Raw genomic sequence first — 15,959 nt, forward strand, 5'->3', positions numbered from 1 at the left:
TGTCCCGCTTCGCCGTTCAGGGCGCTGTGGTCCGCGCCCCCGCTGCCACCGCCCCATCGGCGGCCTGCCCCGGCGCCAGCAGCATGAGCCGCGCCCCCAGCGCCACCAGGTCCTGCTGGCGCTGGGTGCGGGTCTTGAGCAGAAGGGTGCTCATCTGCGTGCGCACGGTGCGGATGCGCACGCCGCGCGCGTCGGCAAAGTCTTGCGGGGTCTGGCCGCGCATCAGCGCCAGCAGCAGGGCGCCCTCGGCCGGGCTCAGCCGGTAGGCCTGGCACACCAGGGCAGCGGCGGCCGCCGCGTCCAGCGTGCGCTCCATCAGCACCCAGGCCACGCCGGGGGCCGCGTGGTTCAGGCCCAGCGCCGCCAGATCGCCCACGGCCAGCGAGACCAGCAGCAGCCCGCCCGGCAACTCGGCGCAGCCGCTCTCACCATGCAGTGACTGCGTGAACAGCGCGCCCAGCGCAGCGTCCGCCTGCCGCACATTGGCAATGCCCGTGAGCAGCTTGCGCAGGCTGCCGTGCCCGGGGCTCGCGGCAAGGTGCCGCGCGCGGGCGTTGGCGTGCAGCAGGCGCCCGCCCGTGCCGAAGAACAGCATGCCCATGGGCAGGCGCTCCATCAGTGCCTCCAGCCCCTGCGTGCGCGTGCGCAGGGACAACATCTCGCGGTGCAGGAAGGCGGCGTGCTGCAAGGCGCCGAACTCCGCATGGAAGCGCCGCGCCTGCTCTGCCGTGAAGCCCTCGTCGTCGCGCAGGCGATAGACCGACGCGAACAGGTGGCCCCCCGGGTGCCGCGCATTCCACCCGCCGCCGAACATGCGCGTGCCGATGTCGTGCGGGCGCAGGAAGTCGTTGTAGAACGCCGTCTGCCGAAAGCGCCGTGCCGCAGGGGCGGGCGCATCCGTCACCACCGAGATGCCGCCCGGACCGGCCTGGGCGTAGCCCGCCATGGCGGCATCCCACAGCGGGTCCTGCTCGCGGTACAGCGCGGCGTAGCGCAGCGTGGCCTCGGCCGTCACGCCCCGGCCCACCAGCGCGGGCGCGCCCTCGGCCGAGGGGGTGTGCAGCCAGTAGCCCGGGTCCGGGTGTTCAGCAAAGCGCGGACCCCATTGCGCCAGTTGCTCCGGCCCGCTGGCCAGCACGAACCAGCCTATCTGGTCCGCGCCCAGGCTGGTGGCATAGCCGTGCAGCGCCTCGCCCCAGCGCGCCCCGTCGGCCACGGTGCCCAGCAGTTCGGTCAATGCGTGATGCAAGCGTGTTTCCTTTTTTCTCATCGCCGGGCCGCCCCAGGCTCAAAAGCCGCTCACTGGGGGCTGCGCCCCACGCGCGGCGGGAAAGCGTGGGGCCACGCCTATCCCGGCGGCGCCGATTGTGCGGGGCCGCCGCGGCGCGCGCCATTCCCCCTCGGGATACCCCACGCCACTTGCGCGACGATTTGCCAACAAATGCACGCGCATCGGTCAGGTGACCGATAGGCAGAAAGCACGGGCGTTCCAAGAATCGCGGGCTTCTGCTTGCTCTCAGGAGACCCCCCAATGACCACCCCCGCATGGGCCGACACGGCCCGTCGCGTTCTGCACGCCGCCGCGCTGTGCCTGGGCGTTGCCAGCACCGCGCATGCCGCGGGCTGGCAGGCTGCCGGCAGCTTCACCGGCGCGCGCTACCAGCACACCGCCACACAATTGGCCGATGGCCGCGTGCTCCTCGCCGGGGGGCGCGGCGGCGGCGTGCTGGCCAGCACGCAGCTTTACGACACCGCCACGGGCCGCTGGACCAGCGGCCCCGCCCTGCCCGGCCCGCGCGCGGGCCACACGGCCACGCCGCTCCTGGACGGCACGGTGCTGATCGCGGGCGGAGAGGGCGGCACCGGCGCATCGGTGCGCGAGGCCGCCACCTTCGACCCGCAGGCCGGCGCCGTCAGCGCCACCGCCGGCACCATGGCGCTGCGCCGTCGCCAGCACACCGCCACGCTGCTGCCCGACGGCCGCGTGCTCGTGGCCGGTGGCCGGGGCACCGCCGGGCAAGACGGCCTGCAGTCCGCCGAAATCTACGACCCCGCCACCCGCACCTGGGACAGCACCGGCTCCATGCCCGGCATGGGCGCGCGCCAGCACACGGCCACGCTGCTCGCCGACGGCCGCGTGCTCGTGGCGGGCGGCATCGACAACGGCGACAGCGTCACCAACACCGCCGCACTCTGGAGCCCCGCCACCGGCACCTGGACCGCCGCCGCGCCGCTGCCGGCGCGCCGCGTGAACCACACGGCCACCCTGCTGCCCGATGGCCGCGTGTTCGTGGCCGGCGGCAACGACGGCGGCGGCGCGCTGGGCGACACCCTGCTGTACGACCCCTCCGCCAACACCTGGACGGCCAGCGGCGCCCTGCAGGTTGCGCGCACCCAGCACAGCGCCGCGCTGCTGCCCGACGGGCGCGTGCTGCTGGCGGGCGGCGCGGACGACGCCGGTGGCACGCCCATGGCGGCGGTGGAAATCTTCAGCCCCGCTGCGGGCCTGGGCAGCGTCTATGCCCCCATGGCGCAGGCACGCGGCCAGCACAGCGCGCTGCTGCTGCACACGGGCGAGGTTCTGGTGGCGGGCGGCGAGGGCGCGGGGGGCGGCGCGTTGGCGAACGTCGAACTATTGCAGCTCAACACCCTGGCCGCGCGCCACACCGCAAGCCTGGCCGCGGCGCGCCAGCTCCACACCGCCTCACGGGTGTCGAGCAATGGCGAGGTGCTGATCGCAGGCGGCACCGTGGGCAACAGCAGCACGGTCAGCAATACCGCGCTGCGCTACAGCCCCAGCACCGCGCAGTGGAGCAGTACCACGGCCATGCACGATGCCCGTGTCGAACACACGCAAACCCTGCTGCCCAACGACCGCTTTGTGCTCGTGGCGGGCGGCTACAACGGCTCCGTCGCCCTGGACAGCGCCGAAATTTACGACGCGAACACGGCGAGCTGGACGCGCACCTCGCCCCTGCTGCGCCCCCGCGCCGCCCACGCCGCCACCGTACTACCCAGTGGCGACGTGCTCATCGCGGGCGGCACGGGCTACGGCGCCGCCAGCAGCGCAGAGGTCTATCGCGCTGCCACCCTCCAATGGCAGGCCACGGGAGACATGATCCAGCCCCGCGACCGGCATCACACCGCTACGCGGCTGCCTGATGGCCGCGTCCTGGTGACCGGGGGGCGCAACGCAGGTAGCATCCATAGCAGCGCCGAGTTGTACACGCCCGCCACCGGCACCTGGGCGCCCGCCTCCGCAATGACTCACATGCGCGCCGGGCACGCCGCCACGCTGCTGCCGGATGGGCGTGTGCTGGTGGCTGGCGGCAGTGGCAGTACCGCGGCCTCGGGCACCAGCGCTGAAATCTTCGATCCCGCCACCAAAACCTGGCAGGCCACGGGCAACCTGCTGACGGGCCGTGTCTATCACCGCGCCGCTGCACTGCCCAATGGCCGCGTGCTCGTCACCGGCGGCTCGAGCACCACGGCCCCCTTCGGCCCCGTCGCCAGCGCCGAGCTGTACGACCCTGCCACCGGCACTTGGCAGGCCGTGGACGCCATGCCGCAGGCGCGCACCGACCACACCGCCACCTTGCTGGCCAACGGCGAAGTGCTCATCACCGGTGGCATCAACGCCGGCGGCCCCATCGCCACCACCTTGCTTTACGGCAACCCCAGCGCCGTGGCGGATGCCCGTCGCCCCCGCATCACGTCCTACCCGGGCCGGATGTCCCGCAGTGACACGCCAGAGTTGTCGGGTCTGCGCATGGTAGGCGCCGTCGAAGCCAGCAGCGGCGGCACCGGCCAATCGGCCACGCAAGTGCCGCTGGTGCGCCTGCAAGGCGAAGACGGCGGCGCCGTGGTGTGGCTGCCCATCGCACGCATCCGCCCCAATGGCGGCAGCGAAACCGTCGTCGTCACCGGCCTTCTGCCAGCGAGCATGGCGCCCGGCCTGTACCGCGCCACGGTGTTCGTCAACGGTCTGGCGTCCGATTCGGTGCCCATCGAAGTGATGCCGGCAGGCGCGCCCAACGCGCCCACCAACGTGACCGCCACGCCCGGCAACGCGCAGGTCACCGTGCGCTGGCAGGCGCCCGTGGGCGGCACCGCGCCCACGTCGTACACCGTCACCGCCCAGCCCGGCGGCGCCAGTTGCACCGTGCAGCACCCCGCCACCACCTGCACCGTGACGGGCCTCACCAACGGCGTCACCTACACCTTCACCGTCACGGCCAACAACACGGGCGGCAGCGCATCGGCCCCGCCCACGGGCGGCGTGGCGCCCGCGCCCGGGCCGGTGGTCGATCCGGGCGGCGCGCAGGCCATTCCCACGTTGAGCGAATGGGGCGTGCTGCTGCTCGCCGCGCTGATGCTGCTGGCCGGCCTGCGCGCACGCCGATTTGTTGTTGTTTAACTATCAAAAAGAGAGCTGCCAGCGCTTTACAGAAAAGCGCTGGCGACCAAGAACACCATGAAAAACCTTACCTTCCACCCCTGGATCCCACGCGCCCTGGCCGCCTCGCTGCTGCTGGCCGGCACCCAGGCCTTCGCGCTGGAATGCGCTCCCGGCCAATGGCTGGCGGAGTACTTTCCCAACACCAAGCTGGCGGGCGCTGCCGTGCTGGAGCGCTGCGAGAGCGGCCCCATCGACTACTACTGGATGACCGACAGCCCGGCCCCCAGGCTGCCGGTGGACAGCTTCTCCGCGCGCTGGACCGCAAGCCTGCCGTTCGCCGCGGGCGCCGCCAGGTTCACGACATACACCGACGACGGCGTGCGCGTGTTCGTGGATGGCAAGCGCATCATCAACAACTGGACCGTGCACGGCATCACGATGGACACGGCGTCCGTGCGCCTGTCCGAGGGGCGCCACACCGTGCGCATGGAGTACTTCGAGGCGGGCGGCGAAGGACTCGCGCAGCTCTTCATCGACGGCACGGCGCCGAACACGCCACCGCCCCAGCCTCCACGCATCCAGGCTTTCACGGCCCAGCCCGACGTGATCGAGGCGGGCAACAGCAGCATCCTCTCGTGGAGCACGGAGAACGCCACGGCCTGTACCGCCACGGGGGGCTGGAGCGGAGAACAGGCAGGCACCGGCGGCACCAGCGTGCGGCCCACCGTCACCACCACCTACGGACTGAGCTGCCGCAACGCGGCTGGCGCCACCACGGCCGCATCGGCCACGGTGACCGTGCGCAAGGCACAGCAGCCCCCCACCATCGGCAGTTTCAGTGCCACGCCCGCACGCATCATGGCGGGCCAGAGCACCCAGCTGGCCTGGCAGGCCCACAACGCGACCACCTGCACGGCTTCGGGCGGCTGGAGCGGGCCGCGCGCGGCCGAGGGCAACGAACTGGTGCGCCCCGCAGCGAACGCGGCGTACACGCTGACCTGCACCAACACCGCGGGCCAAAGCGTGGCCGCCACCACCCAGGTGGCGGTGGAGGCCACCAATCCGCTGCCACCCGTGGGCGGCGTGACGGCCGCCAGGACCAGCCGCGGGGTGAACGTGGGATGGAACCCCGCCGCCCAGAGCGGCAAATGGGTCAACGGCTACTACGCGGGCTGGTTCTGGGAAACCTACCCGCCCGAAGCCGTGGACATGGGCACCATGACGCACTTCGTCTTCGGCCGCTATGCGCCCGCGCTCGGTTCACTGCCCGGCGGCCGGGCGGGCGACCTGCTGGAGGGCGCCGGCTCGGGCCACCTGGCCAACGTGGAGGACGCGCTGATCGCCAAGGCCCACGCCGCGGGCGCCAAGGCGGTGATGATGGTGGGCGGAGACAGCGACGGGCCCGGTTTTGTTGCCGCCACCGCCAATGCCACGGTGCGCGCGCGCTTCATCAAGAACATCCTCGACAAGGCGGTGCAGAAAAACTACGACGGCGTGGACATCGACTGGGAAGAGAACCTCGACACGGTGGCTACCCGCGCCCAGGCCCTGGCGCTGCTGCGCGAGCTGCGCGCCGCCTCGGCGCTGCGTGCCCGCTACCAGGCGCCGAACGCGCCGCTGGAGCTGAGCTGGCCCGGCTTCTGGGTCAACAAGAACGACCCCGACATCACGCCCTGGCACGCGGAGGTGGCCGCCGCAGTCGATCGTTTCAATCTGATGACCTACAGCATGGCCGGCGACTGGGGCTGGCAGTCGTGGCACCACTCGCCGCTGTCCGGTGCGGGCGATCTGTACCCGACCTCGATTGAATCGACGGTGCAGGCCTATCTGGACATGGGCATCGCGCGCTCCAGGCTGGGCATCGGCATCGGCCTGTACGGTGCGTACTACAACCATCCCGTCACCGGTCCGCGCCAGAGCATGGACGGCATGCAAGGCTGGATGAACAACGGCGACTGGGAGAACAACTACCAGCGCCTGGTGAGCGACAACGCCTTCAACCGCGCGGGCGCCACGTACCACTGGGACGACGTGGCCAAGCAAGGCTACATGACCTACTCGCCACCCTGGAACCGCGGCACGAACACGCCGGTCACCTACCTGAGCTTCGAAGACGAGCGCTCCATCGCCGAGAAGGGCAAATGGGTGCGCGAGCAGGGCCTGGGCGGAACACTGGTGTGGACCATCAACTATGGCTACCTGCCGCAGTCGAACAGCAATCCGCAGATGCAGGCCGTCAAGCAGGCCTTCATCGCGGACAGCGCCACGCGCTACCGCGTCTACCGCGACGGCGTGGCGATTGCCACGGTGACCGGCTCGGGCTACACCGACGTCGCGCCGCCGCTCGGCAGCCACTACTACCAGGTCAGCGTGCTGGATGCCGCGGGCAACGAGGGGCCACTGTCCGCACCCGTGACGGTGCAGCTCCCCTGACGGCCGACAGCGAAGCGGGCGCACTCAGCGAGGGCAAGGGCGCCTGAGCGGCGCAAGGGGCCAGGGCTCGCCGTCCACGAAGCCAGCCCCGCCTTGGCCGGCGAAAGTGCGCTGGCGCACGCCGCACGCCGCACGCCGCACGCAAGATATGGGGATCGGGGCTGCGGCCCAGCCTCCGAAACTCAGGCTGCGTACGCCCGCAGCCTGAGGGCGCCCGCCATGGCCAGTGCGGCAGCAAGGAACATCACCATCCATTCGGACAAGGTTGGCACAGGGGCGGGAACACTGGCCGCCATCACGGTGAGCGTTCCCGATGCGGCGGCGCCAGGCGGGGCATTGCTGGACGTGACTGGCGACGTCGTGTTGACGTGCGCGCCGATGACTGTCCCCCGAACACTGACGGTAATCGTGCAGGACTGGCCTCCGGCAAGCACGTTCGATCTGCTGGAAAAGGTCTCCGCGCCGGGGTTGATGGAGAACATGCCTCCCCCCGTCGCGAGCGTGCTGCATGTGCCGCCCGTTTGGGTGATGAGATCGATCCCCGCCGGCATGGTGTCACTGAATTGAACGTCGTTGAGCGCCACGGCAACGTTTGGATTCGTCACCGTGATCGTCGCGATGGAATTGCCGTTGGGCGCGACCACTGACGGGTTGAAGCTCTTGGCGATGACCGGTGCGACTTGCGCCGATGCGGTTGCTGCAAAGAGCGCACTGAAAAGCAAAGCCGTGACGGCAAGACGCGGCGACTGGTGGTTCATTGCACTCTTTCTGGGTTGTGTGGGTGATTATTGACCGCCGCGGCGCAGCAGCGCGCCGACACACGCGGTGGGAGCAGCTCCATGCGACCCGCGCCTGGCCCGGACACCGTCATGCTGCGCCGCCCTTGCTCACCTCCCACCCACAACAAGGCCCCCAGGCCGTGCCCGAAAGCAATATTCATATCAGTGATGTTAAACATCACTCATGTTCCATTGACTGATATAGCTTGGCGGCGAATGATCCGTCCCCAGGCGCTGGAATGCAGCCCGCATCGGAACCACCGACCAGCACAACAAAGGAGACGCCCATGCATGAATGCCCCGTCACCGTCTTTCCCCGGCAGATCCGCTGGGAGACGGACGGTACCAGCCGCATCCCGTTCCAGGCCTACACCGACGAAGACCTGTACCGCAAAGAACTCGACCGGCTGTTCTACAACGGCCACTGGTGCTACGTGGGCCTGGAAGCCGAGATCCCCAACGCGGGCGATTTCAAGCGCACCGTCATCGGCGAACGCTCCGTGCTGCTGGTGCGTGACAAGGATGCTTCGATCCATGTGGTGGAAAACGTCTGCGCGCACCGCGGCATGGCGTTCTGCCGCGAGCGGCACGGCAACCGCGACAGCCTGACCTGCCCCTACCACCAGTGGAACTACACCTTGTCGGGCGACCTGCAGGGCGTGCCGTTCCGGCGCGGCGTCAAGCAGGATGGCAAGGTCAATGGCGGCATGCCGGCGGACTTCAATCCTGCCGAGCATGGCCTGACCAAGCTCAAGGTCGCCACGCGCGGTGGCGTCGTGTTCGCGTCATTCGACCATGGCGTGGAGCCGCTGGAGGACTTCCTGGGGCCCGCGATCCTGGGCTACTTCGACCGTCTGTTCGACGGCCGCAAGCTCACGATCCTGGGCTACAACCGCCAGCGGATTCCGGGCAACTGGAAGCTGATGCAGGAGAACATCAAGGACCCCTACCACCCAGGCCTGCTGCACACCTGGTTCGTCACCTTCGGTCTCTGGCGCGCCGACAACAAGTCCCAGCTGCTGATGGACGCGCAGCATCGCCATGCGGCCATGGTGTCCACCCGCGGCGCGGCCGGCAAGGCGGCCGACGTGACCCAGGTGTCCAGCTTCAAGGCGGGCATGGAACTGAACGACCCGCGCTTTCTCGACATCGTGCACGAAGACTGGTGGGGTGCACCGACGGCCGTGATGATGACCGTGTTTCCGAGCGTCATCTTCCAGCAGCAGGTCAACAGCGTGTCCACACGCCACATCCAGCCGGACGGCAAGGGCGCCTTCGATTTCGTCTGGACGCATTTCGGCTTCGAAGACGACAGCGAAGAGATGACGCAGCGCCGCCTGCGCCAGGCCAACCTCTTCGGCCCGGCGGGCTTTGTGTCGGCCGACGATGGCGAAGTCATCGAGTGGTCGCAGGAAGGCTTCGAGACCAAGCCCGCGCACCGCACGTTGGCCGAACTCGGTGGCCGGGAGGTCGGCGACACGGACCACATGGTCACGGAGACGCTGATCCGCGGCATGTACGAATACTGGCGCAAGGTGATGGAGGCGTGACCATGGAGTTCCAGACCTACTATGAACTGACGCAACTCTATGCCCGCTACGCAAGTGCACTCGACGCCGCCGATTGGGATGCCTGGCCGGAGTTCTTCATCGACGACTGCAGCTACAAGCTGCAGCCGCGCGAGAACCACGAACGCGGTTTTCCACTCGCCACGCTGGCTTTCGACAGCAAGGGCATGCTGAAGGACCGCGTCTATGGCATCCGCGAGACGCTGTTCCACGACCCCTACTACCAGCGCCACGTGGTGGGTGCGCCGCTCGTCCACCAGGTCGGTGCCGATGGCCGCATCCACAGCGAGGCCAACTACGCGGTGCTGCGCACGCGCCTGTCCAAGGAGTCCACCGTTTTCAACGTGGGCCGTACGCTCGATGAGGTGGTGCGCACGCCAGAGGGCCTGAAGTTCGCTTCGCGCCTGGTCATCTACGACAGCGAGATGATCCCCAATTCGCTGATCTACCCCATCTGAGGAACTGCCATGACCACGAACTGGATTGACGCCGCCGCGCGGGACGACGTGCCGCAGGATGACGTGATGGGCCTGGCCGTTGCAGGACGGGACATCGCGCTGTATGGCGTGGACGGCGAGGTCTTCGCCACCGACAACGTCTGCACCCACGGCCATGCACGGCTGTGCGACGGCTTCCTGGACGGGCACGAGATCGAATGCCCGCTGCACCAGGGCAAGTTCGACGTGCGCTCCGGCCAGCCCACCTGCGCGCCGGTGACCGAGCCCCTGCGCAGCTACCCCGTCAAGATCGAGGGCGGCCGCGTCTGGCTGGCCTTCGACTGAGCGCCACCGCCCTCACAAGGAAAGCCCATGACTGCCAAGCGACCAGAGGTTGCGGCCGCCGCATTGCCGGATGAAGGCGCGGCCGCCCGCCCGATCCACACCATCGTGATCGTCGGCACCGGCCAGGCCGGTGGCTGGGCCGCGCAGACGCTGCGCCGCGAAGGCTTCACAGGCCGCATCGTGCTGATCGGTGACGAGGTCCACCCGCCGCACGAGCGGCCACCGCTGTCCAAGGCGGTGTTGTCTGGCGCCGCACAGCCCGAGACGACGCGCCTGATGAAGCCCGAGGCCTTCGACGCCCTGGGTGCGCAATGGCGGCCCGGGGTGCAGGCGCGCCGCATTGACCGCGCCGCCAGGCAGGTGCTGCTGTCCGATGGCGAAGCGGTGCCCTACGACAAGCTCATCCTGTGCACCGGAGGGCGGGCCCGCCGACTCGCTGTGCCCGGGGCCGACCAGGTGCCGCTGCACACGCTGCGCACCATCGAAGATGCGATGGCGCTGGCGCCCGCGCTTATGCCCGGCCGTCGCGTGGTGGTGGTGGGCGGCGGCTGGATCGGCCTGGAGGTGGCGGCCACGGCACGCCAGCGGGGCGCTGACGTCGTGGTCGTCGAGACGCAGGGCCGCCTGTGCGAACGCACCGTACCGGCCGCGATATCGGAGTACCTGCTGGCGCTGCATCACTCTCAGGGAACCCGCGTTGTGCTGGGCGCTGGAGTCCTAGGCTTTGCGCGCGCGGCGGATGGCCGCTCGGAAGTGCGGCTCGCTGATGGCAGCGTGCTCGCGGCCGACACCATCGTGCTGGGCATCGGCCTGGTGCCCAACGACGAACTGGCGCGCGAGGCGGGCCTGGCCTGCGAAGGCGGCGTGCTGGTCGATGCCCGGTGCCGCACGTCCGACCCCGACATCCTGGCCGCTGGCGACGTGGCCGTGGCTCTCAACCCCTGGGCCGGGCGCAGGCTGCGGCTCGAGTCGTGGCAGAACGCGCAGGACCAGGGCATCGCTGCCGCGCGCTCGGCCCTGGGCCACGCGGTGGACTACCAGCCGCTGCCCTGGTTCTGGTCCGACCAGTACGGCATGAATCTGCAGATCTACGGCGTGCCAACGCCCGCGCACCGTGTGGTGCAGCGCGGCGACCAGGCCAGCGGCGGCTTCGTGCTGTTCTACCTGGCCGGCGACGTGGTCCAGGCCGCCATCGGCCCCAATGCGGCGCGCGACCTGCGCTTCGCGCGCCGGCTGATCGAGCAGCGCAGGCCGGTCAATGTTGAGCGCCTGGCGGACCTGGGCACGCCGATGTCCAAGCTGTGAACCAGGCGCCCGTTGCTTACTGCCCAAGGCCTGAACCCACCCCACCACCACTTTCAAAAAAGGGAAACCCCGATGACCTCCACCACCTATCTCTGGAATCCACCGCCGGTCTATGCGCTGCCGGTGCGTGGCCGAAGCGAGCGCCTGCCCATCCAGCGGCTGTTTTTTGTCGGCCGCAACTACCACGCGCATGCGGTCGAGATGGGGCGCCCGGTCGACAAGTCGGTCGAGGTGCCTTTCTACTTCACCAAGGCACCGTCCACACTGGTCGAGTCCGGTGCCACCGTGGCCTACCCGCCGGGCACCCAGGACTACCACCACGAAATGGAACTGGTGGTGGCCATCGGCGCGCCCGGCTTTCGCGTGCCCGAGGCCGAGGCTCCGCGCCTCATCTACGGCTATGCCTGCGGCCTGGACATGACGCGCCGCGACCTGCAGCTGGTGGCGCGCGAGAAAGGCCGGCCCTGGGACCTGGGCAAGGACGTGGAGCAGTCCTCCGTGGTCTCGGAGATCGTGCCGATGCAGCAGGCCGTCCTGAGCCAGGGCGAGCTGGCGATGTCGGTCAACGGGAAGGTACGCCAGAAGTCCGACCTGTCCAAGCTGATCTGGAACATCCCCGAGCTGATCGCCGACCTGTCCAGGTTCTACCACCTGCTGCCCGGCGACCTGATCTTCACCGGCACGCCCGAAGGCGTGGGCCCGGTGCAGCCAGGTGACCGCATCGACGGCCAGATCGACGGCGTGGGCAGCATCGTGCTCCACGTCGGCCCGGCGAAGTGACACAACGATGAACCAAGGAGACAAACCCACCATGACCACCGACCTGACGCCTTCCCCCGTGCGGCTGCATGCCGTGGCGGGGCGGGGCCAGCCCGACCCCACGCCCGCGCTGGAGGAGCTCTACCGAGGCTTCGAGCAGGAACTGCTGGTGCCGCTCTGGACCGAGATCGGCGACCTGATGCCCCGGCAACCCCAATCCAAGGCCGTGCCACACCTGTGGCGCTGGGACCGGCTGAAGGCACTGGCCGCGCAGGCCGGCGAGATCGTGCCCGTGGGCCGCGGTGGCGAGCGCCGCGCGATCGCGCTGGCCAACCCGGCGCTGGGCGGCCGTCCGTTCGCCACGCCCACGCTGTGGGCCGCCATCCAGTACCTGATGCCGGGTGAAGATGCTCCCGAGCACCGGCACACGCAGCACGCCTTCCGCTTCGTGGTGGAGGGCGAGGGCGTCTGGACGGTGGTCAATGGCGATGCGGTGCGCATGTCGCGCGGCGACTTCCTGCCGCAGGCAGGGTGGAACTGGCACGCCCACCACAACGCCGCCACCGAGCCCATGGCCTGGATCGATGGCCTGGACATTCCGTTCTCGTACTACACCGAGAGCCAGTTCTTCGAGGTCGGGCGCGAGCGGATTTCGCCCGCCGAGCGCACCACGGCGGAGCGTTCGTACTCCGAAAGGCTCTGGGGCCACCCCGGCTTGCGCCCCGTCTCGATGGCGGGAGCGCAACCCGCCACCCCGCTCCTGGCCTACCGCTGGGTGGACACCGACGGCGCGCTGGCCGATCAGCTCGCCCTGGAGGCCGAAGGCCAGGCCGGCACGCTGAGCCCGGGGCATGCGGCGGTGCGCTTTACCAACCCTGCCACCGGTGGCGATGTGCTGCCGACGATGCGCACCGAGATGCACCGCGTGCGCGCGGGCGGCGCGACGCGCGTACATCGCGAGGTGGGCTCGTCCGTGTTCCAGGTGTTCGACGGCAGTGGCACCGTGACCGTGGGAGAGCGCACCTGGCACGTGGCGCGTGGCGACTTGTTCGTGGTGCCGTCGTGGCAGCCGTTCTCGGCCCAGGCATCCGCCTCGGGTGCGCTCGACCTTTTCCGTTTCAGCGACGCGCCGATTTTCGAGGCGCTGCACGCCCACCGTGTCCAGACCACCGGTTGAGCCGGCGGCCTCCGGCCCGCAAGCCGCGCTTGCCCACCCCACTGATCAGCCACGAAACAACAGGCCGATTCCGGCCCCAATGACAAGGAGACATAGCCATGATCACAGCCATCCGTACTTCCATTTCCCGCACGGCCGCTGCGCTTTGCGCCTGGGCCCTGCTGACCGCTGCGGGCTTGCCCGGCGCAGCGGCGCAGACATACCCCGCCAAGCCCGTGCGGTCCGTCGCGCCGTATTCCCCAGGCAGCGGCCCGGACGCGGTGATGCGCATCCTCAGTGAAAGGTTGTCGCGCCACTGGGGCCAGCAACTGGTCATCGACAACAAGCCGGGCGCCAACGGCTTCATCGCCATTGGCGACGCCAAAAGGGCGGCGCCAGACGGCTACACCGTGCTGCAGGTGGACAACACCCACATGGCCCTGCAGCCGCATGTGTTCAAGCAACTGCCCTACGACCCGCTGAAGGACTTCGAGCCGGTGGCACCGGTGTACTTCACCAACTTCTTCGTGGTGGTGGCGGCCAATTCGCCGTGGAAAGACGTGGGAGACCTGATCAAGGCGGCCAAGGCGGCACCCGGCGAGATCACCTATGGATCATGGGGCATCGGCAGCGTGGCCCATGTCGGCGCGGCAATGCTCGAAGCCGCGACCGATACGAAGATGATGCACGTGCCCTACAAGGACATGGGGAACGTCTACACCTCCGTCGCCACCGGTGACATCAAGTGGGCGTTCGGCACGGCGGCGACGGCCGGACCGATGTACCAGGCCAAGAAGGTGAAGTTCCTGGCGCTCGCCGCACCCAAGCGTCTGGCGGGCTTCACCGATATCCCGACCGTCGGCGAGGCGGGCGGGCCGGCGGGGTTCGAGGTGAAGACCTGGGTGGGTTTGTTCGCTCCTGTCGGCACACCGAAGGCGGCGATCGAGAAGATCAATGCCGATGTGGGCAAGGTGCTCGCGACCGCCGAGGTCAGGGAACGCCTGGCGACGTTCGGATTCGAGCCCTACATTGGCCCGCCGAGCGAGCTGATCCGCGCCATCGAACGCGATTCGCGCACGTTCGGTGATGTCGTCAAGCGCGCCAAGATCGCTCTGGACTGATCATGAAGCTCTACACCTTCTTCCGCAGTGGAACGTCCCACCGCCTGCGCATCGCGCTGAACCTGAAAGGCCTTTCGTACGAGCAGGTCGCGGTCGATCTGCGGCGCGAGGAGCATCTGGCGCAGGCCTTCAAGGCGATCAATCCGCAGCAGTTCGTGCCGGTCCTGGAGACAGACGACCGCCTGATGACCCAGTCGCCGGCCATCATCGAATGGCTCGAAGAGCGCCATCCGAGTCCGCCGCTGCTCCCCACCGATGCCGCAGAGCGTGCCCAGGTGCGCGCACTCGCGGCCATCGTGGGCTGCGATATCCACCCGGTCAACAACCGGCGCATCCTGGAAGCCTTGCGCCACCGTTTTGGCGCGGACGAGGCAGCCGTGAACGACTGGTGCGGCACCTGGATCGGCGCGGGCTTCGACGCCATCGAAACACTGCTCGCGAGCGACCGGTGGCGTGGCGACTTCTGCTTTGGCAAGCACCCTACGCTGGCCGATGTCTACCTGGTGCCGCAGGTGGAGAGCGCGCGCCGCTTCAAGGTCGACCTGGCGCGCTGGCCGCGGGTGCAGGCGGTGGACCTGGCCTGCGGGCAACTGGACGCATTCCGGCAAGCCGCGCCCAGTGCGCAGCCCGATGCGGGCTGAACCTCAGTCGCCCTGCATGTAAAAGGCCTCGGCATGGATGTGGGCCGGCTCCATGCCCTTGCCCAGCGCCACCAGCGTGGTCGTCTCCACCATCGGTGGTGAGCCGCACAGATACGCATGCCAGCCGCGCAGGCTGGCGTGGTCCTGTTCGATAGCCTGGGTCACCAGCCCGCGCCGCTGCGCCGCACGGTCCGCACCCGAGGCCATCACCACATGCACCTGCAGCGCAGGATGTGCGTGGCGCAGCTGGTCCAGCCAGGTGAGGCCGTACAGCTCGCGTGGCGAGCGCACCCCGAAGTACAGGTAAATGGGGTTGCGCATGCCGGCGGCCACGGCGCCACGCACCACCGAAAGCACCGGTGCCAGCCCCGTGCCCCCCGCCACGCACAGTATCGGCCCGGTGTGCTGCTGGCGCAGATAGGCTGCACCCAACGGCCCGCTGACCTTGACGGCATCCCCTGCCTTCAGTTGATCCACGATGTAGCCGCTGACCCGGCCCCTGAGCATCAGCTGCACGTGGAACTCCAGCAGCTCTTCGCCCGGCAAGCTCGCCATGGAATAGGGACGCACGTGGGCCGGCGTGAAAGCGATCTGCGCGTACTGGCCCGGTGAGAATGCGATCGGCTTGGTGACCTTGAGCAGCAGGCGCCGGATGTCGACCGCCAATGGCTCGATGGCCGCGACAGTGGCCTTGGCCACACGCGCCCGGTGCACCACGGCCTCCTCGGGCGCCGGCACTTCGATCGTGCAGGCCTCGGTCACATAGGTCTGGCAGGCCAGCACGGCACCGTCCATGCCGTCCAGCGGGCGCTGCTGCTCACGCCCCCCATCGAACACCTCGCCATCGAGCACCCGGCAGCGGCAGATACCGCAGCGGCCGGAGAGGCAGGAGTAGGACATCGGAACCTGCGCCGCGCGCAGGGCGTCGAGCAGATTCACGCCCGGTGCGGCACGGATCACGCGGTTAAGCGGCTGAACAAGAATGTCCATGACGGGCGGGCTGCGAGATCATTCAT

General features: G+C 69.2%; 13 protein-coding genes. 10 read left to right on the forward strand and 3 right to left on the reverse strand.

All coding sequences use genetic code 11. The features are described from left to right. Positions 1-16: 16 nt before the first annotated feature. Positions 17-1,249 (reverse strand): helix-turn-helix transcriptional regulator, encoded by a 1,233-nt coding sequence (locus tag AC07PV_RS17420; protein WP_494630894.1) that lies wholly within the window; start codon positions 1,247-1,249, stop codon positions 17-19. A gap of 282 nt (positions 1,250-1,531) precedes the next feature. Between AC07PV_RS17420 and AC07PV_RS17425 the strand changes: the two genes are divergently transcribed. Continuing rightward, a complete protein-coding gene (locus AC07PV_RS17425) occupies positions 1,532-4,417 on the forward strand; it encodes an IPTL-CTERM sorting domain-containing protein (protein ID WP_494630896.1) in 2,886 nt (961 codons plus the stop codon). 57 nt (positions 4,418-4,474) lie between these two features. Beyond that, positions 4,475-6,832: a glycosyl hydrolase family 18 protein gene (locus AC07PV_RS17430; RefSeq protein WP_494630897.1), complete on the forward strand. Its 2,358-nt coding sequence runs from the start codon at positions 4,475-4,477 to the stop codon at positions 6,830-6,832. 182 nt (positions 6,833-7,014) lie between these two features. Here the strand turns inward: AC07PV_RS17430 and AC07PV_RS17435 are convergent, their stop codons facing one another. Beyond that, a complete protein-coding gene (locus tag AC07PV_RS17435) occupies positions 7,015-7,590 on the reverse strand; it encodes an IPTL-CTERM sorting domain-containing protein (RefSeq protein ID WP_494630898.1) in 576 nt (191 codons plus the stop codon). A gap of 308 nt (positions 7,591-7,898) precedes the next feature. Here AC07PV_RS17435 and AC07PV_RS17440 point away from each other — a divergent pair, with 308 nt between their 5' ends. The 8 genes from AC07PV_RS17440 to maiA all read left to right on the forward strand — a co-directional run bounded on the left by AC07PV_RS17440 (position 7,899) and on the right by maiA (position 14,943). Continuing rightward, a complete protein-coding gene (locus AC07PV_RS17440; protein WP_218296170.1) occupies positions 7,899-9,161 on the forward strand; it encodes an aromatic ring-hydroxylating dioxygenase subunit alpha in 1,263 nt (420 codons plus the stop codon). 2 nt (positions 9,162-9,163) lie between these two features. Continuing rightward, complete coding sequence (locus tag AC07PV_RS17445; RefSeq protein WP_056417184.1) at positions 9,164-9,637, forward strand: aromatic-ring-hydroxylating dioxygenase subunit beta; 474 nt, start codon at positions 9,164-9,166, stop codon at positions 9,635-9,637. A gap of 9 nt (positions 9,638-9,646) precedes the next feature. Further along, positions 9,647-9,961 (forward strand): non-heme iron oxygenase ferredoxin subunit, encoded by a 315-nt coding sequence (locus AC07PV_RS17450; protein WP_218296172.1) that lies wholly within the window; start codon positions 9,647-9,649, stop codon positions 9,959-9,961. 27 nt (positions 9,962-9,988) lie between these two features. Beyond that, positions 9,989-11,266: an NAD(P)/FAD-dependent oxidoreductase gene (locus AC07PV_RS17455; protein ID WP_494630899.1), complete on the forward strand. Its 1,278-nt coding sequence runs from the start codon at positions 9,989-9,991 to the stop codon at positions 11,264-11,266. Between the two features lie 72 nt (positions 11,267-11,338). Further along, positions 11,339-12,046, forward strand: a complete 708-nt coding sequence (locus tag AC07PV_RS17460) for a fumarylacetoacetate hydrolase family protein (RefSeq protein ID WP_494630900.1) — start codon at positions 11,339-11,341, stop codon at positions 12,044-12,046. Between the two features lie 31 nt (positions 12,047-12,077). Beyond that, positions 12,078-13,202 carry a cupin domain-containing protein gene (locus AC07PV_RS17465; protein WP_494630901.1) on the forward strand — a complete coding sequence of 375 codons (1,125 nt, stop codon included), beginning with the start codon at positions 12,078-12,080 and terminating at the stop codon, positions 13,200-13,202. Between the two features lie 98 nt (positions 13,203-13,300). Further along, positions 13,301-14,302, forward strand: a complete 1,002-nt coding sequence (locus tag AC07PV_RS17470) for a Bug family tripartite tricarboxylate transporter substrate binding protein (RefSeq protein WP_494630902.1) — start codon at positions 13,301-13,303, stop codon at positions 14,300-14,302. A 2-nt stretch (positions 14,303-14,304) separates the two neighbouring features. Then, positions 14,305-14,943: a maleylacetoacetate isomerase gene (maiA, locus tag AC07PV_RS17475; protein WP_494630904.1), complete on the forward strand. Its 639-nt coding sequence runs from the start codon at positions 14,305-14,307 to the stop codon at positions 14,941-14,943. Between the two features lie 3 nt (positions 14,944-14,946). Here the strand turns inward: maiA and AC07PV_RS17480 are convergent, their stop codons facing one another. Beyond that, the gene (locus AC07PV_RS17480; RefSeq protein ID WP_494630905.1) at positions 14,947-15,933 is read right to left on the reverse strand and encodes a 2Fe-2S iron-sulfur cluster-binding protein; all 987 of its coding nucleotides are present in this window, start codon (positions 15,931-15,933) and stop codon (positions 14,947-14,949) included. Positions 15,934-15,959: the final 26 nt, after the last annotated feature.

The organism is Acidovorax sp. GW821-FHT09A11, from assembly GCF_059418365.1.